The organism is Subtercola endophyticus (genome assembly GCF_021044565.1).
In the GTDB taxonomy this organism is placed as follows: domain Bacteria; phylum Actinomycetota; class Actinomycetes; order Actinomycetales; family Microbacteriaceae; genus Subtercola; species Subtercola endophyticus.
The window spans coordinates 3,826,240-3,851,541 of the sequence record NZ_CP087997.1 but is presented as its reverse complement, the minus strand read 5'-3'; the positions used below and the strand labels follow the sequence as shown (position 1 = coordinate 3,851,541).

The following is a 25,302-nucleotide window of genomic DNA, read 5'->3' as shown; positions in this document are numbered from 1 at the left end:
CTCTACTCCGCCGAAGTCGCGGTGAGCTCGGCCGGAACGTGGCCGGGCGTGATGGGGTGGGTGGCCGCAGGCAGCGAAGCGAGCCGTTGCCAGGTCTGTACGACGGTGTCGGGGTTGAGTGAGATCGAGCCGATGCCCTGTTCCATGAGCCATTCGGCGAAATCCGGATGATCGCTGGGCCCCTGCCCGCAGATACCGACGTATTTGCCGCGAGCCAGGCACGCCTCGATGGCCATGCTGAGTAGCCGCTTCACCGCGGGGTCGCGTTCGTCGAACGAGCCGGCCATGACGGCGGAGTCGCGGTCGACACCGAGCGTGAGCTGGGTGAGGTCGTTCGACCCGATCGAGAACCCGTCGAAGTGGTCCAAGAACTGGTCGGCGAGCAGCGCGTTCGAGGGCACCTCGCACATCATCACGACCTGCAACGCATTCTGCCCGCGCGCCAGCCCGTTCTCACCGAGCGCGGCGATCACACCAGCGGCCTCTGACACGGTACGCACGAACGGAATCATGATCTTGACGTTCGTGAGACCCATCTCGTCGCGCACGTACTTCAGGGCCCGGCATTCGAGGTCGAAGCACTCCCTGAATTCCGGCGAGACGTACCGGGATGCCCCGCGGAACCCGATCATCGGGTTCTCTTCTTCGGGCTCGTACGTCGTGCCGCCCACGAGGTTCGCGTACTCGTTCGACTTGAAGTCCGACATGCGCACGATCACCGGGTTCGGCCAGAACGCCGCCGCGATGGTCGAGACGCCCTCCGCGACCCGCTTCACGAAGAAGTCTTCTGCAGAGGCGTAGGGCGCGATGCGCTCGGCGATCACCGCCGCGACATCCTGCCCCAGCTCGGCCGCTTCGTCGCCCGTTGCGAGCAGCGCCTTCGGGTGGATGCCGATCTGCCGGTTGATGATGAACTCCAGCCGTGCCAGCCCGACCCCGTCGTTCGGGGTCTGCGCGAACGTGAACGCCTGCTCGGGCGTGCCCACGTTCATCATGACCGACACGGGAATCTCGGGCAGATCACCCTGCTCCACGTGCTCGAGTGTGTAGTCGAGAATGCCGTCGTATACGTACCCCGTCTCACCCTCGCTGCACGACACCGTGACGTCTTGCCCGTCGACGAGCCTGAGCGTACCGTCACCCGTGCCGACCACCGCCGGCACCCCGAGCTCGCGGGCGATGATCGCGGCGTGGCAGGTGCGCCCGCCGCGGTTCGTGACGATCGCCGAGGCGCGCTTCATGATCGGCTCCCAGTCGGGATCGGTCATGTCGGCCACGAGCACGTCACCGGTCTGGAACTGGTGCATGTCGGCGATGGAGGTCAGCACCCGCACCGGCCCCGCACCGATCTTGTGCCCGATGGCGCGCCCCTCGGCCACAACCGTGCCGCGGGCATCCAGGTGGAACCGCTCGGTACGGCCCGTGCGCCGCGTGATCACGGTCTCGGGGCGAGCCTGCACGATGTACAGCTGCCCGTCGACACCGTCTTTGGCCCACTCGATATCCATCGGGCGCCCGTAGTGCTTCTCGATCGCCACAGCGTGCCGGGCCAGGGTCTCGATCTCGTCGTCGGTGAGGCTGAACATCCGCGCCTCGTCGGCCGGCACCGGCACGAACTCGACCGTGCGGCCCACCGCAGCGTCGGCCGTGTAGATCATCTTCGTGGCCTTCGCCCCGGCGGTGCGCTTCAAAATGGCCGGCTTGCCCGCCGCGAGCGCCGCTTTGTACACCGTGAACTCGTCAGGGTTCACCGCACCCTGAACCACGCCCTCACCCAGCCCGTACGCCGAGGTGATGAGAACCGCACCGTCGTACCCCGACTCCGTATCGAGCGTGAACATCACACCCGACGCGGCAAGGTCGGAACGCACCATCCGCTGCACCCCCACCGACAGCGCAACCTCCGCGTGCACAAAACCCTGATGCACGCGGTACGAAATCGCCCGGTCGGTGTACAACGACGCGAACACCTCGTGCACGGCCTGCAGCACATTGTCGATACCGCGGATGTTCAAGAACGTCTCCTGCTGCCCCGCGAACGACGCATCCGGCAGGTCTTCGGCCGTCGCACTCGAACGAATCGCCCACGACACCGGATGCTCGGGGCTCTCGTCCACGGTCAGCGCCGCGTAGTACGCGCGCAGCGACGCCTCGATGTCTTCGGGCAGCGGAGTCGCCATGATGTCGGCGCGGATGCTCGCCCCCGCCTTCGCGAGAGCCTCGGTGTCTTCGGCGTCGAGCCCGATGAGCACTTCGGCGATGCGGTCTTCGAGGCCCGTCGTCGACAAGAACCGGCGAAAGGCATCTGCCGTCGTGGCGAATCCCGTCGGCACCTTGACTCCGGCCGCCGAGAGATTGTGAATGAGTTCGCCCAGCGAGGCATTCTTGCCACCGACAGAGGGAACATCGTCGAGACGCACATCAGAGAGCCACAGAATATCGGCAGACATTGGCGAGACCTTTCGTGAAGGGTGTGGGGGGGGTATGCGACTGGTGTTCGCCTTTCGATCTTCGCTCTCTCGACGTCAAGATAATGAGGTGGGCCCGGGGAAAGAATCGCCGTTCTTGTCAATGCGAAAAGCTTCAGCACACTTTCTTGCGCGCCTCTCAGACGACGGGGCCAGTTTTGCCGGTCGAGAGCGACAAGCCGAACATCCTCGCGCCGCCGAGCGCCGAAAGTGGTTCTGCCAGGAGCAGCTGCGCATCTAGCGCGCGATGCGGTGTCAGCGGTTTCATGGAGGCATGGAATCGAACGACACCCCCGCTCACCACGAAACGCCCGTCTTCGGCGACCCCGACCTGCCCCAAGAGGGTGAGATCAACACCGCGGACGACGCCGCCAGCACCACGATGACCGGCCCGCAGAATCCGGTGATCGAGAGCCAGTTCCCCAACCAGATGGATGCCCCGGCCACCGATATCAGCACCCAACCGTTCTTCTGGTCGTCGTTCAACATCTCGCCCCGTCGCGTGCAGCGTGGCGGCTGGGCGCGGGAGCTCACCCAGCAGGATTTCGCCATCTCCGACGAGATCGCCGGCGTGAACATGTACCTCGAGGCAGGCGGCATCCGCGAGCTGCACTGGCACCAGACCGCGGAGTGGGCCATCATGACCCGTGGAAAGTGCCGCGTTACGACCCTCAGCCGCACCGGTCTGCCGAGCGTCGACGATGTCGAAGAGGGCGACCTCTGGTTCTTTCCGGCCGGCCTGCCGCACTCGCTGCAGGGCCTGGGCCCCGACGGCGCCGAGTTCGTGCTCGCGTTCGACGACGGTGCGCAGTCCGAGAGCAACACCCTGCTGCTCACCGACTGGTTCGCGCACACCCCGCCCGAAGTTCTGGCGAAGAACTTCGGCGTGGCCCAGGAGGTGTTCGCGGACATCCCGTTGCACAATCTGTGGATCTTTCCGGGCGACGAACCCGGCAGCCTCGAGGCCGATCAGGCCGCCGCCGGGGTCACCTGGGGGGCCACCGAGGCGGTCATCTTCCGCCTCTCTCGCTCGGAGCCCGTGCGCCAGAACAGTGGCGGCAGCATCAAGATCGCCGACAGCACGAACTTTCCAGCCTCGAAGACCGTCGCGGCCGCCCTCACCGTGCTCGAGCCGGGCTCGATGCGCGAGCTGCACTGGCACCCGAACGCCGACGAGTGGCAGTACTACCTCAAAGGCCAGGGCCGCATGACCGTCTTCAACACCGGGCCGCACGCCAATACCACCGACTTCCGGGCCGGCGACGTGGGGGTTGTGGGCCGCAACTTCGGCCACTACGTCGAGAACACCGGCGACGAACAGCTCATTTACATCGAGACCTTCAAGAGCGATCACTACGAAGAAGTCTCGCTGGCGAACTGGCTCGCCCACCTGCCCCCGGCGCTCGTCTCGGCGCACCTCAACATTCCCGAAGAGGTGCTCGCTAGCTTCCCCCGCGACACCCAGGGAATCACCCCGATACGCTGACGTGCTACTGCAAGATCGCCGCCAGAACCTCGTTTGCACGGAAGACTCGCACGTTCTGGCTGAATGTCTCTTCGAGAATTCCAAGGTCGACGAGCTTATTCGCGGCCGTGCTGGCAGCTTGATAAGTCGCCCCTGTCAGGTCGGCGAGGTTTCGAATGCTGACGTACGGGGATGCAATCAGATAATCGACGATATCGCGAACAATGCCACGAGCCTTCGCGTCACGAAGTACGTCGTGGTAATGCTGCTGGACAGCCAACAGCGACTCGAGCCGCCGCGCGGTGTCGATTGCCGAAGCCTCAAGACCGTGCGCGAAAAACGTGACCCACGCATTCCAGTCTCCAGTCATGCTGACCTCGGCGAGCGCGTCTTGATATTGGCTTCGTCGAGCTTCGAACCACGGTGAGACACTGAGCAAGGGTTCGGTCAACGCGTGATCTTGCAGGAGCTGAAGCACAATGAGCAGTCGTCCGAGCCGCCCGTTACCGTCGTTGAAAGGATGAATTGTCTCAAACTGATAGTGCGTCATGGCCGCAGCGACCAGCGGATCTCGATCGGTTACGTCGTTCTCACTTCGGCGAATCCACTCTACGAGATCACCGAACGCTGCCTTGAGAGTGGTCCCCGGCGGCATAGGAATGAACCGTGCTTGATCGATCCCACCACCTTGCGTGCCGATAGCCACCTGAATCGAGCGAATCCTTCCGGCATCACTCGTGTCTGCTGCGGTTCCCGCTACTAGCTGTGCATGCAGATCCTCGATGAGGCCGACGGTTATGGGCCTTCCCTCTGCAAGCGAATCGAACGCAATTTCGGCTGCGTGCACGTAGTTCAAAACTTCTCGCAGGGCGAGAGACCTGTTGGGTTGGTCTATCACGTTCGCCGCGAGCACTTCTTCTAGCGGCGCGAACGTGCCTTCGAGCGCAGACGTACTCTGCGCTTCCCGCCGTAAAGTCGGTTGCCGCAGAATGCTTGGATTCTTGACGATCAAAGAACCCTGTTGAAGGCGACCCAATGCGTGATTGGCTCTTGAGACAGCGCGCCAGGTTTCATTAGTCAGCTGCGGCTCCTCTGCGAGGGGGCGGGCTACGAAGGCGAAATGACTGAAGCTGCCACCAGTAGCCCGGTCGGTGCCACTGATCGGCACGAGGTCTCCTAGCGAGCTTTGTCCGAGACGCTCGACATCCATTTCGCTCCCAAGTTAACTTGAACTAACAAGAGTGTAATTCAAGCGAATCGCGTTCTACTTGAATGCAGACAACGGTGATTCAAGTTTGCCAGTATTCGACGAATGGCCGAATCGGGCAACGCTTCACGAGAGAGAACAGGCCGAATTCCTACCGACGGCCCGCGTCAGCGGGAACTATTTGCACCCCTTCGTGGTTGTAATCAATGACCGCCGCAGCCAGCGGCGCAATCCTCAAGGAGCCAGACTCTATGACTACCACCGAGTACCGTAAAGACCTCACCGCGATTTCTCAGCTCACCCCCGAGCAGTTCGCGGTCACCCAGCAGAGCGCCACCGAGCCCGCCTTCACCGGCGAATTCTGGGACAACCACGAAGACGGCATCTACGTCGACATCGTCTCGGGCGAGCCCCTGTTCGCCTCCACCGACAAGTACGACAGCCGCTCCGGATGGCCGAGCTTCACCCGCCCCATCAACTCCGCGAACGTGGTTCGCCGCGACGACAAGAGCTACGGCATGGTGCGCACCGAGGTGCGTTCGGCCAACGGCGACAGCCACCTCGGTCACCTTTTCGACGACGGCCCCGTCGCCGAGGGCGGCCTGCGCTACTGCATCAACTCCGCCGCCCTGCGGTTCATCCCCCGAGGCTCGCTCGAGGCCCAGGGCTACGGTGACTACACCAGCCTGTTCGACACCAAGGAGTCCTAATCATGGCAACGACTGAAACCGCAATTCTCGCCGGCGGATGTTTCTGGGGTGCGCAGCAGCTGCTGCGCCGTCGCCCGGGAGTGCTTTCCACTCGCGTGGGCTACTCGGGTGGCGACACTCCGAATGCCACGTACCGCAACCACGGCGACCACGCCGAGGCCGTGGAGATCGAGTTCGACCCCGCGCTCATCTCCTACCGTGACCTGCTCGAGTTCTTCTTTCAGATTCACGACCCGTCGACCAAGAACCGTCAGGGCAACGACGTCGGCCGCAGCTACCGCTCGGCCATCTTCTACACCACCGATGAGCAGAAGCGCGTGGCGCTCGACACCATCGCCGATGTGAACGCCTCGGGTATCTGGCCCGGCACGGTCGTCACCGAGGTCGAGCCCGCGGGCGCCTTCTGGGAGGCCGAAGAGGAGCACCAGGACTACCTGGAGAAAGATCCCTACGGCTACACCTGCCACTACGTGCGCCCGGGCTGGAAGCTCCCGCACCGCGAAGAGCAGCTCACCAGCTGACGCTGACCCGAGCATCCGCTTCACCGCACTACACGCATCGCGCCGAACCGCTCACTCAGGGTTCGGCGCGATTGTCATTTGGCCTGCCGATTCTCGGTTACTCCTCGTTCTTCAGCGCGATACCGATGGCGAAGAACGTGGGCGCCCCGTGGCCGACGAAGATGCCCCAGCGGTCTGACCCCGTTCACATTCGCGCGCAGATCTGCGACGAGCGGCGTCAGCAGTAGGGCACGTTGACGGCAAGGCCGCCGGTTGACGTCTCTTTGTAGCGCGACGACATATCGTTGCCGGTCTGGCGCATCGTCTCGATCACGGTATCGAGCGACACGACGTGGTGCCCGTCGCCGAGCAGGGCGATGCGCGCGGCCGTAAGAGCGGTCGACGCGGCGACCGCATTGCGCTCGATGCACGGAATCTGCACCAGCCCGCCGACCGGGTCGCAGGTCAGGCCGAGGTGGTGTTCCATGGCGATCTCGGCGGCGTTCTCCACCTGCTCCGGGGTGCCGCCCCAGACGGCGCACAGGCCGCCGGCCGCCATGGCGCACGCGGTGCCGACTTCGCCCTGGCAGCCCGCCTCTGCTCCCGAGATCGAAGCGTTGGCTTTGACGATCGAGCCGATCGCCGAAGCGGTGAGCAGAAAGCACCGGATGTCCGCGTCAGACGCACCCTCGTGCACGAGGTGGTACAGCACCGCCGGTACGACGCCCGCTGCACCGTTCGTCGGGGCCGTGACGACCCGGCCACCGGCAGCGTTCTCCTCGTTCACCGCCATCGCGTAGACGGCCACCCACTCGTCGGCCGACACGGAGCCGAGGGGCCGACGTGACAGCTGGTCATGAGCATCCGCTGCCCGACGTGTGACGCCGAGTCCACCCGGAAGACCGCCCCGCGTCGACAGTCCCGCACGCACGCACGCGCTCATCGCGGCCCAGATCGCGTCGAGACCCTCGTCGACCGCGTCACGACCGAACATCTGCAACTCGTCGTCGAGAGCGACGGCCGCGATCGAGCGACCCTGCGCCTCTCGCAGCAGGCCGTCTGCGTTCGCGTACGCCGAGAGCGGCACGTGTGCCGGCAGAGCGGAGGCCTCGGGGGCGGCATCCGCCGTGAGCACAAAACCGCCGCCGATCGACAGATACGTGCGCGTCAGCAGCGTCACGCCCTCGTGCTCTGCCGTCAGCGTCAGGGCATTCGGATGCCCGTACCCCCGCGCGAACGGCTCGAACACGATGTCGTGGCGGGTCAGCGGCACGCCGGCCACCGAGAGCGTCTCGCCCTGCCCCAGCTCCTCCCACGACCCGTGCACCTCGGCAGGATCACACGTCTCGGGCACCCGCCCGCGCAACCCCGCGATCACGGCGTCGGGCGTGCCGTGCCCGATGCCGGTCGCACCGAGAGAGCCGTGCAACGTGCACGTCAGGCGGTCGAAGGAGCGCGACAGGCCGCATGCGGCGAGCTCGTCCACGAACATCCGCCCCGCCCGCATGGGCCCGACCGTGTGTGAGCTCGACGGCCCGATACCGATGGAGAACAGGTCGAGGGCAGAGACGTAGATGCCGGTCATGGTTTCGCCGACTCTGCAGCGGTGCTCGAGGTCATCAGGTCACGGTAGCACTGACTCCGGCGCCGCTCACGTGAGCGGCGCCTTGACGGCCGACCGGCGAGTTGGCTAGCCTTATCGAGTCATATTTCGATAGTTAATACGAAATATGAAACACAATCGTGCAGCTCTGCCGATGACCCAGCCAGTGCCAGGAGACCATGTCATGACCACCGTTCCCACAATCGCTCTCAACGACGGGAACTCGCTGCCCTCCGTCGGATTCGGCACCTACCCACTCGACGACCGTGCAGTGGAGCCGGCGGTCGCCGGTGCCATCTCCTCCGGGTACACACTCATCGATTCGGCGTACAACTACGGCAACGAGAAGGGGGTCGGGCGGGGGTTCGCCGAATCGGGCGAAGTGCGCTCGAGCATCCAGATCGCCACCAAGCTGCCCGGGCGGCACCAGGGGTTCGATTCGACCATCGCGTCATTCACCGAGTCACGCGAACGGCTCGGTCTCGAGTACGTCGATCTCTACCTGATTCACTGGCCGAACCCGAGCGTGGACCGCTACGTCGACTCCTGGCGCGCGATGATCGCGCTGCAGAAAGACGGCCTCATCCGCTCGATCGGGGTCTCGAACTTCACCGAAGATCACCTCACGAGGCTCGCGGATGAAACGGGGGTACTCCCGGCGGTCAACCAGGTGGAGCTGCATCCGTACTTTCCGCAACACGAACTGCGGGCGTTTCACACTGCTGCCGGCATTGCCACCGAGGCGTGGAGCCCGCTGGGTCAGGGCAAGGGAATCCTCGAAGAAGCCGTCGTCGTAGACGTAGCGAGCCGACTCGGCGTCTCGCCCGCACAGGCCGTGCTGCGCTGGCACGTTCAGCTGAACTCGATTCCGATTCCGAAGAGCGCGGACGCCGCCAGACAAGCGCAGAACCTCGACCTCTTCTCGTTCGAGCTGAGCCCTGACGACCTCGCCGCGATCTCGTCGCTCTCCCGCGGCCGCCTCGGCGGCGACCCTCGAGTGCACGAAGAGCAGTAGGTCGGGCGACCGACCCGGCTCAGCAGGGCGCGCCCGCGGCGGCCGGCCGGCTCAGCGGGTCGCCCCCGCGGCCGCTAGACCGGTCAGCAATGCGAACGTGAACCCACCCCAGTCGTTCAGAATGTGCGCGCCGGTCGACACCAGAATGTTCTTCGTGCGAATGAAGGCCAGCGTCAGCACCAGCCGCGCGACGCCGATGCCCATCCACTTCCAGGTCGCCACCTCGACCGGCTGCCCGTTGTAGAACGGAAAGTCACGCGCGTCGCGGCGCTCGAGCTGACGCCCGAAGCGATCGTCACGGTGCAGGTCTCGTTTCTCGGTCACGCTCGCCTCATCTCCGTCGGCACCGCAGGGCGGGCGCCGGTCGAGCATTGCATGCCGACGACGAGCGACTCACGTGCTAGACACGCCTGCTACTTCGCGCCGCTGTATCTTCGGCTGGTGATGCCGTTGAGCACGGCCGCGAACACGAGCACTGCGCCGAGAGCGAGCAGCTGGTACCGCCCGCTGGCGTTGCCAGCGATGAGCAGCAGCAGGCCGGCGTTCAGCCAGACGATGAGCAGGCTGGCCAGCACGAGCCCCGAGATGCGCCCGATTCCCCCCGTGATCGCCACGCCACCGAGCACCGCGATGGTGATCGCCGGGAGGGCCATGCCATTGCCCGAGACACCGGAATCCGGCCTGGCCGAGGCGAACTGGGCGACCGTCACGACCGAGACCAGACCCGAGAGCAACCCCGAGATGACGTAGGCCCGAGCCCTGGTCGAGGCCACGTTCATGCCCGCCCACTTCGCCGCCACGTCGTTCGTGCCGATGGCGAAGAGCCGCCGACCGTAGGTGGTCTTGGTGATGAGCAGCCAGGCGACGAGCAGCGTAGGAATCAAGAAGGTGAAGAGCCCGAGCGGAAAGTTCGGAATGTACTCGCCGATGATCGGCAGCTGCACCGCCTGGGCCGACGAGTACAGGTCTTGAATCGGCTTGGTGTTCACGGGCGCCTGGTTATTGATCACCAGCGCCAGCGATTTGTAGGCATAGAACGTCGCCAGGGTCGCAATCAGAGCGGGGAAGCCCAGGTAGGCGATCAAGAACCCGTTCACCGCACCGCAGAGGCCGCCGAAAGCGACCGCGACGATGATCGCCAGCCAGATCGGCCACCCCCACTCGCCATACGACAACCCGAACACCATGCCCGCCAGCGAGACGATCGCGCCGACCGACAGGTCGATGCCGCCACGGCCGCTGACGATCACCACCATCTCGGCCACCGCAAGCATTGCGAGTGGCACCACGTTGATGAGCGACGACGCGAGGTAGTCGGTGTCGAACGATCCGCTGAGCTGACCGGCCGCGTCGAGCGAGAACATCACCACCAGCAGAATCACCAGCAGCAGGCCGAGCAACACGATGCGCTGCGTGAGAATCAGCCGAACGATGCGCGCGGGCAGACCCTCTCGCTCGGTCGGAGTGTTCGGTTCGGGGTGCTTCGTCGCGGCCCGATCGGTGAGCGTGTTAGTCATAGCCGTTTTCCTTTTCTGGCTCGCTGGCGAAGTATGTCGGTGCCGACGGCGATGATGATAAACACCCCGACGAAGAGCTCGCTGAGCTGCGACGGCCAGCCGAGCTGGGTGACCCCCGACGACACGGTCTGCACGAGAATCGCACCCAGCAGTGTGCCGAACACCGAGCCGCGACCGCCGAGAATCGACGTGCCGCCAATGACGACGGCGGCGATCACCGCAAGCTCCTGACCGGCACCGACCGACGGTTCGAGCGTCGAGGTGCCGCTGGCCAGCGTGATGACGGCCGCGAGCCCCACCATCGCTCCCGTCGTGACATAGGCGATGACCGTGAGCCGTTCGACTTTGACTCCCGCGAGCCGAGCGGCCGTGGGGTCACCGCCGATGGCATAGAAGTGCCGGCCGATCACCGTGTGCCGCATGCACCACCAGGCGATGGCCACGAGGATGATCGTCAGAACGAACGCGTGCGGCAACCCGAGCGTGCGCCCGGCCTCGCCCCGCCCGAACCACTCGAGCGTCGAAGGCAGCCCGTTGATCACCTTCGAGTCGAACACCGTGAGCCCGATGAACAGAAAGATGTTGGCGGTACCGAACGTGATGATGATCGGATGCACCCGCCCGTAGGCGATCAGCAACCCGTTCAGCAGCCCGAGAAACGCCCCGAGCAGCACCGAGACGGCAACCGCCACCCCGAGCGAGACGCCCACATCGACGAGCAGTTTCGCCGTCACGACCGCACAGACGAGCAGCATGCCCGCGACCGACACGTCGATGCCGCCCGTGGTGATGACGATCGTCATTCCGATGCCGATCAGGCAGATCGGCGTGACGTAGGCGAAGAGCGGCTGAATCGAGTTCGCCGAAAGAAACGCGGGGGTGAAAGCGCCGAGGGCGATCCAGAGTGCGGCGATGACGCCGAGCAGAATCCACTCCTGGCCCGACACCGCGCGCGGCAGAATGCGCTTTCGGGTGCGCGAAGGCGCGGGCGGAGTAGGCGGGGCGTCGGGGCGCTCGAGCAGAGTCGTCATGTTCAGTTCCTCAGTTCTTCGGTGGCAGAACCTGCCGCGGCGGCGAGCACATCGACCTGCGTCGCCGAATTGTCGAATTCGACCGTCGTCTTACCGCCGCGCACCACGATCAGGCGGTCGGCCACCCGGAGCGCCTCCGGCAGATCGCTCGTGACCACGAGAACGGCGGTACCCGCTTCGGCCAGCTCGACGATCAGCCGGTGGATCTCTTCTTTCGCGCCGATGTCGACACCCTGCGTCGGCTCGGCGAGAATCAGCAGCCGGGGTCGCTCGACGAGCTGACGGGCCAGGATGACCTTCTGCGCGTTTCCGCCTGAAAGTGCCCCCACGGCCTGACGCTGGTTCGGGGTCTTGATGGCGAGCCGCGTGATCATCTCCGACGCGACCTTCTTCTCCCGGCCGGTATCGACCCAGATGCCGAGAGTGCTCAACAGCCGCAGGTGCCCCGCAGAGATATTGAAGGCAATCGATTGAAAGGAGAACATGCCCTCTTTCTTGCGGTTCGCCGGCAGGTACGCGATGCCGAGCTTCTGGGCCGCGCGCGGTGACGACGGGGCGATGGCGACGCCGTCGAGTTCGATCGAACCACCCGTGGCGCGAGCCATGCCGAAGATGGTGTTCGCGATGTCGGCGACACCCGAGCCCACGAGTCCGTACAGGGCCACGATCTCGGCGGTTCGCACCGACACATTCACCCCATTGAAGCGGCGGCCGAGCGCGAGATCGGTCAGCTTCAGCCGCACGTCGCCGGGCGCCGTCTCGCGCTCGGCTCGCTCGTCGTTCAGAATGCCGCCCACCATGAGCTCGGCGATCTGCCGCACGCTCAGATCTTCGATGGGGTGCGTCGACACCGTGCGACCGTCACGCATCACGGTCACCTCGTCGGCGATCTTCATGAGTTCGTCGAGACGGTGCGAGATGTAGATCACCGAGACTCCCCGGCTCACCAGCGTTCGCACGACGAGAAACAGCAACTCGATCTCGGCGTCGGTGAGAATCGCCGACGGTTCGTCGAGAATCAGAATGCGCGCCTCGTTGGCCAGGGCCTTCGCAATCGACACCTGCTGCTGTTCGGCGATCGAGAGGTCACCCACGAGCTCGGTCGCGAATCGCGCGGGCAGCCCGATCAGCGCGAGCAGCTCGGCGACACGCTCGTACTGCGCCCGCCAGTCGACACGGCCGCCCTTTCGGATCTCCCGGCCCAGAAAGATGTTCTCTGCGACGCTGAGCTCGGCGAACAGCTGCGGTTCTTGATACACCGTGGCGATTCCGAGAGCCATCGCATCAGAGGTCGTCGCGATGGCCTGTGCGACCCCGTCGATCTCGATCGAACCCGTGTCGGGGGCTTCCGCCCCCGACAGGATTTTGATGAGCGTCGACTTGCCCGCGCCGTTCTCGCCGACCAGCGCGTGCACGGTACCCGGGCGCACGGTGATGTCGGCCTCACGAATGGCACGCACGGCTCCGTATCGCTTGGAGATGCCTGACATTTTCAATCGGGGTGGGGAGGCCGCAGCATCCACTCGCCCGTCGATCGATTCAGCTTCGAGTTCCATGTCGCCCTTCTTCGGGTCGTGCCGTTCAGGTGTGAACGGGCAGGTGGATGAACGGACTAGTCGTTGACCGGACTAGTAGTTGAACTGGTCGACGTTGGCCGTCGTGATGATCAGCGGCGGCCCGAGCAGCAGCGTCTTGGTGCTGTCGTCGTAGGCGACGGCAGGAAGGTCGGTGCTGACGTTGTTGGTTGCGGCGAACGTCTTGCCCTGGGCGAGCTGAACAGCCGCCCAGTTCGCGAGGTTGCCGAGGGCCGTGGCATCCCAGAGAACCGAGGCCGAGGACGAGCCGTCGGCGAGATACGGCTTCATGGTGGTCGGAGTGCCGACGCCCACGGTGTGCACGACGCCGATCTTTCCGGCGTCACGAACGGCCTGCGCCACGCCCGGTGCCGAGGTGGTGCACTCGCCGATGATGCCCTTCAGGTTCGGGTGCGCGTTGATGAGGTCGGTGGCCATCTGAGCGCTCTTGGCCTGGTCTTCGCCGGCGAACACGGTGTCGACGAGAGTCATGTCGGGGTGGTTCGCGCCGATGTACGACTTCTCTTCGGCGATCCAGGCGTTGAGGTTGTTGGCCGTCTCACCGCACGACACGATGGCGTACTCTCCCGAGCCGCCCATGGCGGTGGCCAGCTGGTCTGACAGCGCGTCGCCGATGCCCTTGTCGCTGGCCTGGGCGACGAACACCTGGCGCACGGAATTGGGAGCGTCGGTGTCTGACGTGAGCACCTTGATGCCCGCGTCTTGTGCCTCTTTCAGCACGGGCGCGATCGAATCGGGGTCGTTCGGCGCCACGATGATGGCGCTGACCTTCTGCTGGATGAAGCCGCGCACGATGTCGGCCTGCTGGGCCGCGTCGTCAGAGGTGGCACCCTGGTACAGCCACGTGCTGCCGAGGGTGGACGCGCCGGCCTTGCCACCGGCATCCATCGCCTCGAAAATCGGAATGCCCTGCAGCTTGGGCACGAACGCGACCGTGATCTTGTCGCTGCCGCCGGTGCTCGACGCCGAACTGGCGTTCTTCGAGGTGCAGCCGGTGAGGGCGACCGCCAGCGCAAGCGTTGCCGCCGCCCCGATCGTGAGTTTCTTCTGGATCTTCATTGAACCTGTTTCCTTTATCTCTTGGTGAATTCTGACTGTGTGGGTATCAGAAGGCGAGAGCGCTCCAGCGCGACTCGTCGGCCGAACTGCGTTCGACCGCTTCGAGCACACGCTGAACGTGCAGTCCCTCTGAGAAGGTGGGGGTTCGCGAGCCGCCATCGGCGATGTCGTCGACGAACCGGGCGATTTCGTGAACGAAACCGTGGTCGTAGCCGAGCCCGTGCCCCGCGGGCCACCAGGCTTCGGCGAAGGGATGATCGGGGCCAGTCGCATGAATGCGCCGAAACCCTTGCGTGAGACTGTCGTCTGCGGCGGAGTAGTACTGCAGCGCCGACGAGTCGTCGTAGTCGAAGGCGACCGACCCGGTGGTGCCGTTCACCTCGATGCGCAGCACGTTGCGGCGACCCGTCGCCATGCGCGTCGCCTCGAACGTTCCGAGGGCCCCGCCCTCGAACCGAGCCGTGAACACGGCCGTGTCGTCGACGGTCACCGGCAGCTTCGGGGCGTCTTCCGCGCCTCTGCCGCCGAGGGCGCGGGCGTTCTCGCTCGCGGCGGGGCGATGTGTGACGAACGTGTGCAGCGAGCCGGCGACCGCCGTGATCTGCTCGCCGGTCAGAAACTGGGCCAGGTCGACGATGTGCGCGCCGATGTCACCCAGCGCGCCCGACCCCGCCTGCGCCTTGTCGAGTCGCCAGCTCATCGGCGTGAGGTCGTCGGCGAGCCAGTCTTGCAGGTACTGCGCCCGCACCTGACGGATCGCCCCGATACGCCCCTGTGCGATGAGGTCGTGCGCGAGCCACACCGCGGGTACAAAACGATAGGTGAAGCCCACCCGCGCGATGACTCCGTGCGGCGCGGCCGCCGCTGCGGCAGCCACCATGGTCTCGGCTTCGGCCGCGGTATTGGCGAGCGGCTTCTCGCAGAGCACGTGCTTTCCAGCCTCGAGCGCAGCGATCGCGATCTCGGCGTGGGCGTCGCCTTGCGCGCAGATGTCGATGACCTGAATGTCGTCGCGCTCGAGCAGACTTCGCCAATCGGTGGTCGTGGATGCCCAGCCGTACTGGGCCGCCGCACGCTCGAGAGCGGCGGGGCTACGGCCGGCCAGCGCCACGAGCTTCGGACGGAACGGCAGGTCGAAAAAGTGCGGCGCGCTGCGCCAGCCGTGCGAGTGCGCGGCGCCCATGAAACCGTGACCGACCATGCCGATACCCAGCTCGGGTTTGCCACTGGGGTCAAAGGTCAACATTGTTCGACATCCTTGTCGTCGGGGTGGGGTGGGGGTGTTCGGCCCGGCTCAGCCGAGCTCGACGAGCCGTTTTTCGGCGATGGAGGTGAAGACGGCGTTGAGAACGCGGGCGTTGGCCAGGGCATCCGCTGCGCCGTACTTCGGTGCGTGACCGGCGAGAATGGCTTCGCTCAGGTGCTGCACCTCGAGTTCGAAGTTGTCGCTGAACTCGAATGTCTCGACGACCGGAACCGCTCCGTCGATGAACAGCTCGTCGTCCCAGCGATACCACTGCAACTGGGAGTAGGGCTCACCGCGCATACCGGTACCGGGCATGTTCACCCAGCCATCGGTGCCGACGATCTCGTCGAGACTGAAGGTGTTGATGTAGTCGAACGACACGTTGCACACCGAGCTCTGGCCGTTGCCGAAGTCGAGCACGATGTTCGCCGTGGTCTCGACGTTCTCGCCGGGCCGAGTGAACGCGGTTGCCGACACCGAGACAGGCTCGCGCCCGAAGATCATGCGCGACTTGTTCACGACGTAGCAGCCCATGTCCCAGATCACGCCGCCGCCCTGCGCCGGATCGAACCTTATGTTGTAACCCTCGTAGAACTGCTTGAATCCCATCGACAGGCGGGCGACACGAGGTTCGCCGATGAGCCCCTCTGCCACGATCTCTGCGGCACGGTGCCAGCGCGGTGCGAAGCGGTACATGAAGGCCTCGAGCACGTAACGATCGGCTTCGGCAGCCGCGGCCGCGACGAGCTCGGCCTCGGCCAGCCCCAGAGCGAGCGGCTTCTCGCACAGCACGTGCTTGCCGGCCTGCAGCGCCTTGACGGTCCACTCGACGTGCAGGGCGTTCGGCACCGGAATATAAACGGCGTCGATCGTGGGGTCTGCCAGCAGCTCGTCATAAGAGCTGTAGGCCTTCTCGGCACCCCAACGCTCGGCGTCGAGCTGCGCCTGCTCGGGCCGACGGCTCGAAACAGCGGCGAGCGTGGCATTCGGCGCCCGCAGGATGCCCGGAATAGCCACCTCGTTGATCCACGCCGAGCCGAGCACACCCCAGCGCACCGTACCCGTCAGAGCGGGAACGGAGTGCTGGGCATCCACGACCGTCGTCACGTCAGAACTCACGCGCGTGCGTAGTCGGTGACGAGCGTGTAGAAGTGCATGCGGGCCGGGGCCGCGAGCAGTTCGGGCTGACGCTCGAACCACTCCAGCTGGTACGGCAGCGCCATGTGGCGGTCGAGGTGGTCTTTCGACACCCAGTTCTCATAGAACATGAAGGTGTTCTCGTCTTCGTCGCTGACCTGCAGCACGTATTCGATGCAGCCGTCTTCTGAGCGCGACTTCGGCACGAACGACTCGAGCAGATCGCGCAATTCTTCACGCCGTTCAGGCTTGGCCTGCAGCGTGGCGGTGAGGGTGCAGCCGGGCTTCGTCATTGATTCCTCTGTTTCTCGTGGCGGCGCTGGTCGCAGCGCCCGGATTCTCGCTGGCGGGCGAGATCTTGTTTTTCTGAGCTGTTTCATATATCGTTCTACTGTTCGTGTGGTGGAACGACACCACTGTAGACGGGCGCGAATCGGAATGTCAAGGAAGACGAACATGTATCGTTGTGGGGGCTCGTGAGATGCCTATAGCTGGCAACCCCTGGCACGTCGGGAGCCGCATCCACGAAGGCGGGGAGGGTATGGCTCAGGCGCACGGTTCCGCTCGCGTTCCCGCCATCGGGCGGGCTGCCGCCATTCTGCGAGTCGTGAGCGCATCGCCGCGCCCCCTCAGCCTTTCCGAGATCACCAAGGCGATCGGCGCGCCGAAGAGCAGCGTCATGGGCATCTGCCAGGCCTTGGCCGCCGACCGGATTTTCAGCCGCGGAACCGACGGTCGCTACTGGCTGGGTGTTGCAGCGGTCGAACTGGGGGCCGCCGTGGGCGCGCAAACGCCGCTCGTGCGACGAATCGGCCTGACCGTGCCGTCGGTGACGAACGACTTCTACCTGGCCGAGCTGCGCGCAGCGCGGCTCGAGGCGGCGCAACGCGGAATCCAGCTCGTGGCCGAATCGGCCGACTACGACACCGCCGTTCAGGCGCGACAGATCGACGCCTATGTCGCCAGCGGCGTCGATCTGGTCATCGTCGACCCGGTGACCTCGCACGGGCTGGAAGAGGCCACCGCCGGAGCGCGAGAAGCGGGAATCCCGGTGGTTGCTATCAACGCCAACGCGATCGGCGCCGACCTCGCCATCACCACCGACAACTCGCTGGCCGGCGCCTTGGCGGCCCGCTATCTCGGGCGCACCTTCACCCGCCCCGCGCGCATCGCCATCGTCGACGGCATGCCGGTCACCGCTATCGCCGACCGGGTCGAGGGGTTTCGAGAGGCGCTGCGGTCGTATCCGCAGTTGTCGGTCGTGGCCTACGGCCGGGCGAACAACGACAGCGTCAGCAGCGAGCGTGTCGCCAGTGAGATTCTGGCCGAGCATCCGAATATCGACGCCTTCTTCGCGGTGAACGACCCCACCTCGGTGGGCGTCGCCGCGGCGAGCGAACGCGCGGGGCGCTCCCCCAAGATCTCGAGCGTCGACGGCTCGGCCGACATCGTGAAGAAGATCGTCGACGGCAGCCTGCACGTCAGCACGTCGAGCCAGAGCCCGACGGCGTTGGTGGCGTCGGCCTTCCGGCTCGGCATCGCCCTGTGCTCCGGGTTTCAGCCCGCACATGGAACGGTGCTGCTGCCGAGCGAGATCGTGTCGGCCGAGAACGCGAAGGAGTACGAGCCGTGGTAGAAACGGTGCGCTCACCGGCGATACCGCGAGCGGTGGCGATCCTGGAGCATGTGGCCCAGCACGGGGCATCCACTGTCTCTGACATCTCCGATCGCACGGGAATAGCCAGAAGCTCGGGCTCAGACCTCTGCTCGAGCCTCGAGCAAGAGCACTTTCTGCGTCGGCAGCCCGACGGGCGGCTCATTCTCGGGCGCGCGCTCAGTCAGGCGGCGACGGGCTTCACCGCGGGCATTCCGATCATCGACGATTTTGTCGCGACGTGTGACAAGATCGACGATCTGGCGGGCGTCACTGTCACGTTCGATGCGCTCTATTGCGACGAAGTGCTGTGTCTGGCGGTGCGACACGGGCGGCTCAACATTCCGCTCACCCCGCGCCCGGGGCGCCGGCTCGCGCTCGTTTCGAGCAGCGCAGGGCTCGCTCTTCTCGCCGGCATCTCTGCAGCAGACCTGCGCGCCCACTTCGACGCGTTCTCGGGAATGCTGACCAATGACGACGCGGGCCTCGCCGAGATCTCCCGCACACAATCGCGGCTCGCGCGGAGCAACGGCGACCTCACCATGAGCAACCTGCGCTCCGAACGCGGTGCAGAAATCGCGTACCCGATCACCGTGGGCGCCACGCTGCTCGGCGCCGTCACCGCCACCGTGCCCGCCGACCAGTTCGACGCTGAAGGAGTGAGCCGCCTCGCGGCGGCCGTGCGGCAGGCGGCCCTCGCCTTCCAGGCGATCGCCGAGGGCATCACCACCCCCGACGCCGCCGCGCCGTAAGCGGCTCTCGCCGCCCCCCGCGCCCGCGCGGTGTTTCGGCGCAGGCGCGGTGTTTCGGCGCACGCGCGGTAGTTCGAACTACCGCGCGGGCGCCAAACCACCGCGGAACCGAAGCCTGGGCGGGGCGGGCGGCGGCGCGGGCGGGCGCGCTCAGCGGCGGCCGAGGCGACGCTCGCCGCCCGAACCGGTCTCGTAGGCCAGGTCGTAGTAGGCGAACACCCCCGGCTCGCTGGCGGCGTCGAGCTCGCCGTCGGTAGCGATCGACGGCGCCTCTTTGACCTTCTTCTTGTCGAACATCACCTTGACATGTTTGGGCGCCACCAGAGCGCCGGCGAGCGGCACGAACACCAGCTTCTGACCGCTCAGAATACCCACCTTGACGGTCGCGAACGACGGCACATCGGCGGAGGTGTCGAAGTACACGCTCTCGAGCGTGCCGATCTTGTCGTCTTTCTGGTCGACCACGGCGAGGCCGATCCAGTCGCGTAGGTTCTCTGCATCGAACATCCGGTACCCCGTCTCTGCCAGGGCACCCCGGCTGCTGCCTCCACGCTAGCTCAGCCGAGCGGCACCGCGTGCCTGTTCACCTGCTCGTCACCAGAGGCCTTTAGGATGCGGCATCGTGACGAACAGCGAAAACTCGTATCTGCCTGCCCCCGATCTGAGTGACGTGCTCGGATTCACCGTGCTCGACAATGACGACGACGACCCCGTGCTGGTCGACCGCGACGGCGCGGCGATCGACACCTGGCGAGAGGGCTACCCGTACGACTACCGCATGGACCGCGACGAGTACGAGCTCGTCAAGCGGCTGCTGCAAATCGAGCTGTTGAAGCTGCAGAACTGGGTCAAGGCGCACGGCAGACGCCTCGTCATCGTGTTCGAAGGCCGCGACGCAGCCGGAAAAGGCGGCACGATCAAACGCTTCACCGAGCACCTCAACCCGCGCGGGGCGCGCACCGTTGCGCTCGAGAAGCCGAGTGAGCGCGAGCAGACCCAGTGGTACTTTCAGCGCTACGTGCAGCACCTGCCGGCGGTCGGCGAGATCGTGCTGTTCGACCGGTCGTGGTACAACCGCGCCGGGGTCGAGCGTGTCATGGGCTTCTGCACCGATGAGCAGTACGACGAGTTCATGCGCCAGACCCCGGCCTTCGAACGGATGCTCGTGGGCGACGGCATCGACCTCATCAAGTTCTGGTTCTCAGTGTCGGCCGACGAACAACGCACTCGCTTCGCCATTCGGCAGGTCGACCCTGTGCGGCAATGGAAGCTGTCCCCCATGGACATCGCCTCGCTCGACAAATGGGGCACCTACACGGCCGCGAAAGAGGCCATGTTCGCCGCAACCGACACCGACACCGCCCCGTGGACTGTGGTGAAGAGCAACGACAAGAAGCGCGCCCGGCTCGAGGCCATGCGGCACGTGCTCTCGCTCTTCGACTACGAGAACAAAGATGCACTCGTCGTGTCGACACCCGACGCCAAGATCGTCGGGTCGGCGGCGCAGGTGTACGAGCGCGGTGAGAGCGGATCGGCCACGACGCCGGCCGGTTCGGCCGCCTGAGCCGTCGGCTCCGGCACCGACCGGTGCCGATCGAACTCGGCCTCACCTCAGCCGGCCTCGCCTGAGGCCTTCTCGACGCTGACGCTCGTCATGAGCAGGCGGTACGGCTGCCCGTCGCTCGTCCACCAGTTGTGCAGGCTGCCGGCGGGCACCCGAATCGTGTCGCCGACACCGAGAACGTGCCGCTGATCATCTACGTGCGCTTCGATGCTGCCCTCGAGAATGTAGAGGTATTCGTCGACATCGTCATGACTGAGCCGCAGCTCCGTCGGCACCCCCTCCGAGTGCACCTCCATCATTCGCACCCGGCCCGGCGCAGAGATCAGCAGCTGACCCGAGCCGTTGCCGTAGCTAGGCGCACGTGACGAGCTGCGGGTGACCGTGACCAGCTCCGGATGCCCGGCAGAGCTGGGAGGCGGGTTCAGGGCCGCGAGCAGATCGACCGGTGTGGTGTCGAGGGCACGGGCGAGACTGGCGAACGACGGCAGACTCGGCCGGGCTCGACCGCGTTCGACCAGGCTGATGAACGGATGCGACAGCCCCGACAGCACGGCGAGCTCTTTGAGGGTCAGCCCCTTGTGCTTGCGCCGGGCTCTGATCAGCTCGCCCATGACCACCGCATCGTGGTCGAGGGGCACCGTATTACGGCCGACTGCCTCGCTCAGCTGAATCTCCTCACAACTGGTTACCCGCTCGAAACATGCGAGAAATCGCGATGCAACGACCAGCACCTACCGTAGCAAATGTTTACCCCGTAAAAATCGCTGCATCGGTACGGTGTCGCCTTCCCTCTTTACGAAAGACGTGGTCCTGTGAAAAAGAGAAAACAACTCGCGGCCCTGGTGGGCCTTGTCAGTTTAGCCGGAATCGCCCTGTCAGGCTGCGCGAGCAGCAGCTCGGCGGCACCCGCCGAGACGGCGGCTGCTGGGGCCGTCGACCTGTCGGGTTCGTGCCCGGCGACCGTGGTCATTCAGACCAACTGGAACCCTGAATCCGAGCACGGAACGCTCTACCAGCTGCTTGGCCCGAACCCCACGATCGATGCCTCGAAGAAGATCGTCTCGGGGCCTCTCTACAGCAAAGGACTCCCCACCGGAGTCAACGTGGAGATCAGAACAGGCGGCCCCGCCATCGGCTACCAGACCGCGAGCGCGCAGATGTACGCCGACCCGAGCATCATGCTCGGCTACGTCGACACCGCCGAAGCAATCCAGGATTCGTCCACCCTGCCGACCACTGCCGTCTTCGCCCAGTTCGACGTCGACCCGAGCGTCGTTCTCTGGGATCCTGCGACGTACCCGAATGTGAAGACGATCAGCGACCTCGCCAAGACCGGCGCCAACCTCATCGCGTCTGACGGTTCCGTCGGCGTCGATTGGATGTCGGCATCCGGTCTCTACCCGGCGAGCCAGATCACGAAGAACTACGACGGCACGGCAGGCAACTTCGTCGCAGACGGCGGCAAATCCGGCCAGACCGGATACGCGACCTCGGAGCCGTACACCTACGCTCACGACATCGCCGCATGGGACAAACCCGTCGACTTCCAGCTGTTCGCCGACGCCGGCTGGCCGAGCTACGCGAACTCCCTGGCCGTTCGCACGGGCGACCTCAGCACTGATTCGGCGTGCCTGAGCAAGCTCGTGCCGGTTCTGCAGCAGGCCGACGTGGATTACTACACCAACCCGGCTGCCACGAACGCGCTGATTCAGAACCTGGTGACCCAGTACAACACCGGCTGGGTATACGGAGCCGATGTCGCCGACTATGCGGCGAAAGAGGTGCGCACTCTGAACATCGCGAGCGACGGCACGAACGGCTACGTCGGCGACTTCGACGATGCCCGGGTCACCAAGATGATCAGCATCGTGACGCCGATTCTGGCAGGCGAAGGCGTCACGGCGAAGAGCGGGCTCGCTGCGTCAGACATCTATACGAACCAGTTCATCGACCAGTCCATCGGTTTCGGCAAATAGAAAGGCCCCGCACCATGACAAAACCCCTGACCCTGGCCATCTTTCAGCAGCTCGGCCCGGCAGGCACGAGCTACGGCAGCTGGCGACACCCCGAGAACACCTCCACGCACTACCTCGATGTCGACCACTGGGTCGAGCTCGGCAAGAAATTCGATGAGGCGGGCTTCGACTTTCTCTTCTTCGCCGACGCCTACGGCGCGCCCGACGCCTCCGACCGGTTCTTCGACATCAGGGTGTCAGACGCGAACATCGGGGCGGCGGATCCGCTGGTGCTCGTGTCGGCCATCGCCGCGGCGACGAAGAACCTCGGAATCGTCGTGACGGCCTCGACCACCACCGAGAAACCGCAGTCGCTGACCCGCCGGTACGCCACACTCGACCACCTCACGAAGGGCCGCATCGGCTGGAACATCGTGACGGGATCGGGCCAAGCGGCATCCGCTCGCCTGTTCGGTGAGACCATGATTCCCCACGACAAGCGATACGAGATCGCCGACGACCACCTGCAGCTGTCGCTGAAGCTGTGGGAGGGGTCGTGGGAAGATGACGCGCTCGTGATCGACAAAGAGAGTGGCGTCTATGCCGACTCGACGAAGCTGCACGAAACCCATCACGACGGGCCGTACTTCAAGTCGGACGGGTTCTTGACGGTTCCGCCGTCGCCGCAGCGCACTCCTCTGCTGGTGCAGGCCGGCACGTCAGGTCCTGGCAAGGACTTCGCCGCTCGCTACGCCGAAGCGGTGTTTCTCGCCGGCGGAGACCCGGTGCATGTCGCGGCGAACATCGCCGACATTCGGCGGCGTGCCGTCGGCTACGGCCGGGCCGCCGATTCGATCAAGTTCTTGATCGGCGCGGGATTCGTCACGGCGCCGACCGAAGAAGAAGCGCTGGCCAAGCGTGAGGTGATGCTGAGCTACTCGACCAAGGAGTCGGCTGCGGCGTTCTACGCCACGCTCACGGGTATCGACCTGCTCGCGATGGATCCCGACAAACCCCTCGGCGGCGTACGCACCGAGCAGGGGCAGAGCAGCGTCGAACGGTTCGCCGGCTCTGACGATGTCGCTCCCGCAACGGTCGGCGAGATCATCGAGGACTACCGGCGTAACGGGGTCAACGGCACGATCTTCGTCGGCTCGCCCACGCAGATCGCCGACCAGGTCGAGGAGTTCATCGAGGCGACCGGGGCCGACGGGTTCGCTATTCAGCCCTACCTGGTGCCGGGCAGCTACGACGACTACATCGACCTGCTGCTGCCCGAGTTCCGCGCACGGGGGCTCGCGAAGGAGTCGCTCGAGGGCACCACGCTGCGCGAGCACCTCTTCGGCGAGGGTCACAAGCGGCTGCCGGCCGAGCACACGGGCGCTTCACACCGCGCGGGCGGTGCGGATGTCGCGGGTGCGGGTGCTGCGGCAACGGATGACCGGCAGCCCGAGAGCCTCGAAGTGGCCTGAGCGTAGCGTTACGTTGCCCGTGTCTCGTGAGACCTCGGCGCCGAGTTGAGGTGGGTACAGAACCCTCAACTCGGCGCCGTGGTCGCACGAGCGCGGGTGACGGCCACCGCAGGCACGGCGCAGGCTAGCCGCGGGTGCGGCACCGGCTAGACGTCGAGACGCAGGCCGGTGTACTGCTCGGCGAGCGAGCGCTTCGCTTCGGTGGAGTGCGTGACGTAGTCGAGCCGGCCGAGCTGGCTGCGGTAGTCGAAGGCTCCCGCGGCATCGGTTTCGGGGCGCTTGTGCAGCAGGTCGGTCATCCACTGGGAGAACTGCTGCACCTTCCACTGCCGAGACAGCGCGGTGGAGCTGTACGCCGCGAGCAGCGTATCGGTGCCTGCGTAGTGCGACACCAGCGCGGCACTCAGCTGCGAGACGTCAGACATCGCCGAGTTGAGCCCCTTCGCTCCGGTGGGCGGCACGATGTGACCCGCGTCGCCGACGAGAAAGAGCGACCCGTACTGCAGCGTCGAGACGACGAAGCTGCGCATCGGCAGAATGGATTTCTCGGTGATGGGGCCTTCGTCGAGGGTCCAGCCCGGCACGGCGAGACGGGTGTGCAGGGCGTCCCAGATGCGGGCATCCGACCAGTTCGCGATGTCGTCGGCGGGGTCGACCTGCACGTAGAGCCGCGACACGGTGTGCGAGCGCATCGAGTGCATGGCGAATCCGTCGTCGTGCAAGGCGTAGATGAGCTCGTCGGTCGACGGTGCGACATCGGCCAGAATGCCCAGCCAGGCGAAAGGGTATTCCCGCTCGTAGCTCTGCAGGGCATCCGCCGGCACCGACTGGCGGCACACGCCGTGAAAGCCGTCGGCCCCCACGATGAAGTCGGCGTTCACCGTGTACGGCTGACCGTCGTGCTCGAAGGTCAGCGAAGGCGACCCGGTGAGGTCGTGCACCGCGACGTCGTTCGCGTCGTAGAAGACGGGCGTGCCCGCGCCGTCATGCGCCTCGACCAGATCGTGCACCACCGCCTGCTGGCCGTAGATCGTGACCGTGCGGCCGAGCAGTTCGGTGAAGTCGATGTGGTGCCGCTCGCCGGAGTACTGCAGGTAGATGCCGTTGTGCACCATGCCGTTCGCCTGCACCCCGGCACCGACGCCGAGCCGCTCGAGCGTCTCGACCGAACCCTGCTCGAGCACGCCGGCGCGAATACGGCCGAGCACGTAGTCGCGGTCGCGGTTCTCGACAATGACGAAGTCGATGCCGGCCCGGTGCAGCGACCAGCCGAGCAGCAGTCCGGCGGGGCCGGCGCCGACGATGGCGACGCGGGTGGTGAGGTGGGGCATGGTGTGTTCCCTAGCGACGGT

24 protein-coding genes are annotated in these 25,302 nt (G+C 65.5%); 10 read left to right on the top strand and 14 right to left on the bottom strand.

Annotated elements, in window-relative coordinates; genetic code table 11:
* Nucleotides 1–2: 2 nt before the first annotated feature.
* Entirely contained in the window at nucleotides 3–2,450 is a 2,448-nt protein-coding gene (gene ppsA / locus LQ955_RS17820; protein WP_231025821.1) for a phosphoenolpyruvate synthase, read from the bottom strand.
* A 292-nt stretch (nucleotides 2,451–2,742) separates the two neighbouring features.
* Here ppsA and LQ955_RS17815 point away from each other — a divergent pair, with 292 nt between their 5' ends.
* A complete protein-coding gene (locus tag LQ955_RS17815; RefSeq protein WP_231025820.1) occupies nucleotides 2,743–3,954 on the top strand; it encodes a cupin domain-containing protein in 1,212 nt (403 codons plus the stop codon).
* A 4-nt stretch (nucleotides 3,955–3,958) separates the two neighbouring features.
* Here the strand turns inward: LQ955_RS17815 and LQ955_RS17810 are convergent, their stop codons facing one another.
* Nucleotides 3,959–5,143, bottom strand: coding sequence for a Fic family protein (locus LQ955_RS17810; protein ID WP_231025819.1), 1,185 nt, complete (start codon nucleotides 5,141–5,143; stop codon nucleotides 3,959–3,961).
* 248 nt (nucleotides 5,144–5,391) lie between these two features.
* On the opposite strand from LQ955_RS17810, the gene msrB reads away from it, so the two are divergent.
* The 3 genes from msrB to LQ955_RS17795 all read left to right on the top strand — a co-directional run bounded on the left by msrB (nucleotide 5,392) and on the right by LQ955_RS17795 (nucleotide 6,598).
* A complete protein-coding gene (gene msrB / locus LQ955_RS17805) occupies nucleotides 5,392–5,850 on the top strand; it encodes a peptide-methionine (R)-S-oxide reductase MsrB (RefSeq protein WP_231025818.1) in 459 nt (152 codons plus the stop codon).
* Nucleotides 5,851–5,852: 2 nt separating this feature from the next.
* Nucleotides 5,853–6,371 (top strand): peptide-methionine (S)-S-oxide reductase MsrA, encoded by a 519-nt coding sequence (msrA, locus tag LQ955_RS17800; protein WP_231025817.1) that lies wholly within the window; start codon nucleotides 5,853–5,855, stop codon nucleotides 6,369–6,371.
* A 71-nt stretch (nucleotides 6,372–6,442) separates the two neighbouring features.
* Nucleotides 6,443–6,598: a hypothetical protein gene (locus LQ955_RS17795; protein WP_231025816.1), complete on the top strand. Its 156-nt coding sequence runs from the start codon at nucleotides 6,443–6,445 to the stop codon at nucleotides 6,596–6,598.
* Here the strand turns inward: LQ955_RS17795 and LQ955_RS17790 are convergent.
* Nucleotides 6,589–7,935 carry an L-serine ammonia-lyase gene (locus LQ955_RS17790; protein ID WP_231025815.1) on the bottom strand — a complete coding sequence of 449 codons (1,347 nt, stop codon included), beginning with the start codon at nucleotides 7,933–7,935 and terminating at the stop codon, nucleotides 6,589–6,591. The two genes, LQ955_RS17795 and LQ955_RS17790, sit on opposite strands and share 10 nt — an antisense overlap.
* 202 nt (nucleotides 7,936–8,137) lie before the next feature.
* On the opposite strand from LQ955_RS17790, the gene LQ955_RS17785 reads away from it, so the two are divergent.
* A complete protein-coding gene (locus LQ955_RS17785; protein ID WP_231025814.1) occupies nucleotides 8,138–8,968 on the top strand; it encodes an aldo/keto reductase in 831 nt (276 codons plus the stop codon).
* Between the two features lie 51 nt (nucleotides 8,969–9,019).
* Here the strand turns inward: LQ955_RS17785 and LQ955_RS17780 are convergent, their stop codons facing one another.
* The 8 genes from LQ955_RS17780 to LQ955_RS17745 all read right to left on the bottom strand — a co-directional run bounded on the left by LQ955_RS17780 (nucleotide 9,020) and on the right by LQ955_RS17745 (nucleotide 16,846).
* Nucleotides 9,020–9,292, bottom strand: coding sequence for a CPBP family intramembrane glutamic endopeptidase (locus LQ955_RS17780; protein WP_231025813.1), 273 nt, complete (start codon nucleotides 9,290–9,292; stop codon nucleotides 9,020–9,022).
* Between the two features lie 89 nt (nucleotides 9,293–9,381).
* Nucleotides 9,382–10,485 (bottom strand): ABC transporter permease, encoded by a 1,104-nt coding sequence (locus tag LQ955_RS17775; RefSeq protein WP_231025812.1) that lies wholly within the window; start codon nucleotides 10,483–10,485, stop codon nucleotides 9,382–9,384.
* Complete coding sequence (locus LQ955_RS17770; RefSeq protein WP_231025811.1) at nucleotides 10,482–11,516, bottom strand: ABC transporter permease; 1,035 nt, start codon at nucleotides 11,514–11,516, stop codon at nucleotides 10,482–10,484. The genes LQ955_RS17775 and LQ955_RS17770 overlap by 4 nt, the downstream gene beginning before the upstream one ends.
* A gap of 2 nt (nucleotides 11,517–11,518) precedes the next feature.
* A complete protein-coding gene (locus LQ955_RS17765; RefSeq protein ID WP_231025810.1) occupies nucleotides 11,519–13,072 on the bottom strand; it encodes a sugar ABC transporter ATP-binding protein in 1,554 nt (517 codons plus the stop codon).
* 72 nt (nucleotides 13,073–13,144) lie between these two features.
* Nucleotides 13,145–14,170, bottom strand: a complete 1,026-nt coding sequence (locus LQ955_RS17760) for an autoinducer 2 ABC transporter substrate-binding protein (RefSeq protein WP_231025809.1) — start codon at nucleotides 14,168–14,170, stop codon at nucleotides 13,145–13,147.
* 46 nt (nucleotides 14,171–14,216) lie between these two features.
* A complete protein-coding gene (locus tag LQ955_RS17755; RefSeq protein WP_231025808.1) occupies nucleotides 14,217–15,416 on the bottom strand; it encodes a Gfo/Idh/MocA family protein in 1,200 nt (399 codons plus the stop codon).
* Nucleotides 15,417–15,464: 48 nt separating this feature from the next.
* Nucleotides 15,465–16,535: a Gfo/Idh/MocA family protein gene (locus LQ955_RS17750; RefSeq protein ID WP_231025807.1), complete on the bottom strand. Its 1,071-nt coding sequence runs from the start codon at nucleotides 16,533–16,535 to the stop codon at nucleotides 15,465–15,467.
* Nucleotides 16,532–16,846, bottom strand: coding sequence for a putative quinol monooxygenase (locus tag LQ955_RS17745; RefSeq protein WP_231025806.1), 315 nt, complete (start codon nucleotides 16,844–16,846; stop codon nucleotides 16,532–16,534). Before LQ955_RS17745 ends, LQ955_RS17750 begins: the two co-directional genes overlap by 4 nt.
* 248 nt (nucleotides 16,847–17,094) lie before the next feature.
* On the opposite strand from LQ955_RS17745, the gene LQ955_RS17740 reads away from it, so the two are divergent.
* Complete coding sequence (locus LQ955_RS17740; protein WP_231025805.1) at nucleotides 17,095–18,189, top strand: substrate-binding domain-containing protein; 1,095 nt, start codon at nucleotides 17,095–17,097, stop codon at nucleotides 18,187–18,189.
* Nucleotides 18,183–18,959 (top strand): helix-turn-helix domain-containing protein, encoded by a 777-nt coding sequence (locus LQ955_RS17735; RefSeq protein WP_231025804.1) that lies wholly within the window; start codon nucleotides 18,183–18,185, stop codon nucleotides 18,957–18,959. Before LQ955_RS17740 ends, LQ955_RS17735 begins: the two co-directional genes overlap by 7 nt.
* 150 nt (nucleotides 18,960–19,109) lie before the next feature.
* Here LQ955_RS17735 and LQ955_RS17730 read toward each other — a convergent pair whose 3' ends face one another.
* Nucleotides 19,110–19,466, bottom strand: a complete 357-nt coding sequence (locus tag LQ955_RS17730; protein ID WP_231025803.1) for a PRC-barrel domain-containing protein — start codon at nucleotides 19,464–19,466, stop codon at nucleotides 19,110–19,112.
* A 115-nt stretch (nucleotides 19,467–19,581) separates the two neighbouring features.
* On the opposite strand from LQ955_RS17730, the gene ppk2 reads away from it, so the two are divergent.
* Nucleotides 19,582–20,523 carry a polyphosphate kinase 2 gene (ppk2, locus tag LQ955_RS17725; RefSeq protein WP_231025802.1) on the top strand — a complete coding sequence of 314 codons (942 nt, stop codon included), beginning with the start codon at nucleotides 19,582–19,584 and terminating at the stop codon, nucleotides 20,521–20,523.
* Nucleotides 20,524–20,570: 47 nt separating this feature from the next.
* Here the strand turns inward: ppk2 and LQ955_RS17720 are convergent, their stop codons facing one another.
* The gene (locus LQ955_RS17720) at nucleotides 20,571–21,134 is read right to left on the bottom strand and encodes a helix-turn-helix domain-containing protein (protein ID WP_231025801.1); all 564 of its coding nucleotides are present in this window, start codon (nucleotides 21,132–21,134) and stop codon (nucleotides 20,571–20,573) included.
* 201 nt (nucleotides 21,135–21,335) lie between these two features.
* On the opposite strand from LQ955_RS17720, the gene LQ955_RS17715 reads away from it, so the two are divergent.
* On the top strand, nucleotides 21,336–22,499 hold the full coding sequence (locus tag LQ955_RS17715; RefSeq protein ID WP_231025800.1) for an ABC transporter substrate-binding protein: 1,164 nt from the start codon (nucleotides 21,336–21,338) through the stop codon (nucleotides 22,497–22,499).
* 14 nt (nucleotides 22,500–22,513) lie between these two features.
* Nucleotides 22,514–23,950, top strand: a complete 1,437-nt coding sequence (locus LQ955_RS17710; RefSeq protein WP_231025799.1) for an NtaA/DmoA family FMN-dependent monooxygenase — start codon at nucleotides 22,514–22,516, stop codon at nucleotides 23,948–23,950.
* Nucleotides 23,951–24,096: 146 nt separating this feature from the next.
* Here the strand turns inward: LQ955_RS17710 and LQ955_RS17705 are convergent, their stop codons facing one another.
* Nucleotides 24,097–25,281, bottom strand: coding sequence for a 4-hydroxybenzoate 3-monooxygenase (locus tag LQ955_RS17705; RefSeq protein ID WP_231025798.1), 1,185 nt, complete (start codon nucleotides 25,279–25,281; stop codon nucleotides 24,097–24,099).
* Nucleotides 25,282–25,302 lie beyond the last annotated feature (21 nt).

Coding starts and splice junctions, on each gene's coding strand:
- LQ955_RS17815 (WP_231025820.1), top strand. CDS start 2,743: ATGGAATCGAACGACACCCCCGCTCACCACGAAACGCCCGTCTTCGGC.
- LQ955_RS17720 (WP_231025801.1), bottom strand. CDS start 21,134: ATGGGCGAGCTGATCAGAGCCCGGCGCAAGCACAAGGGGCTGACCCTC.
- LQ955_RS17760 (WP_231025809.1), bottom strand. CDS start 14,170: ATGAAGATCCAGAAGAAACTCACGATCGGGGCGGCGGCAACGCTTGCG.
- LQ955_RS17785 (WP_231025814.1), top strand. CDS start 8,138: ATGACCACCGTTCCCACAATCGCTCTCAACGACGGGAACTCGCTGCCC.
- LQ955_RS17755 (WP_231025808.1), bottom strand. CDS start 15,416: ATGTTGACCTTTGACCCCAGTGGCAAACCCGAGCTGGGTATCGGCATG.
- LQ955_RS17705 (WP_231025798.1), bottom strand. CDS start 25,281: ATGCCCCACCTCACCACCCGCGTCGCCATCGTCGGCGCCGGCCCCGCC.
- msrB (WP_231025818.1), top strand. CDS start 5,392: ATGACTACCACCGAGTACCGTAAAGACCTCACCGCGATTTCTCAGCTC.
- msrA (WP_231025817.1), top strand. CDS start 5,853: ATGGCAACGACTGAAACCGCAATTCTCGCCGGCGGATGTTTCTGGGGT.
- LQ955_RS17745 (WP_231025806.1), bottom strand. CDS start 16,846: ATGACGAAGCCCGGCTGCACCCTCACCGCCACGCTGCAGGCCAAGCCT.
- LQ955_RS17790 (WP_231025815.1), bottom strand. CDS start 7,935: ATGACCGGCATCTACGTCTCTGCCCTCGACCTGTTCTCCATCGGTATC.
- ppsA (WP_231025821.1), bottom strand. CDS start 2,450: ATGTCTGCCGATATTCTGTGGCTCTCTGATGTGCGTCTCGACGATGTT.
- LQ955_RS17770 (WP_231025811.1), bottom strand. CDS start 11,516: ATGACGACTCTGCTCGAGCGCCCCGACGCCCCGCCTACTCCGCCCGCG.
- LQ955_RS17730 (WP_231025803.1), bottom strand. CDS start 19,466: ATGTTCGATGCAGAGAACCTACGCGACTGGATCGGCCTCGCCGTGGTC.
- LQ955_RS17740 (WP_231025805.1), top strand. CDS start 17,095: ATGGCTCAGGCGCACGGTTCCGCTCGCGTTCCCGCCATCGGGCGGGCT.
- LQ955_RS17765 (WP_231025810.1), bottom strand. CDS start 13,072: ATGGAACTCGAAGCTGAATCGATCGACGGGCGAGTGGATGCTGCGGCC.
- LQ955_RS17810 (WP_231025819.1), bottom strand. CDS start 5,143: ATGGATGTCGAGCGTCTCGGACAAAGCTCGCTAGGAGACCTCGTGCCG.
- LQ955_RS17710 (WP_231025799.1), top strand. CDS start 22,514: ATGACAAAACCCCTGACCCTGGCCATCTTTCAGCAGCTCGGCCCGGCA.
- LQ955_RS17775 (WP_231025812.1), bottom strand. CDS start 10,485: ATGACTAACACGCTCACCGATCGGGCCGCGACGAAGCACCCCGAACCG.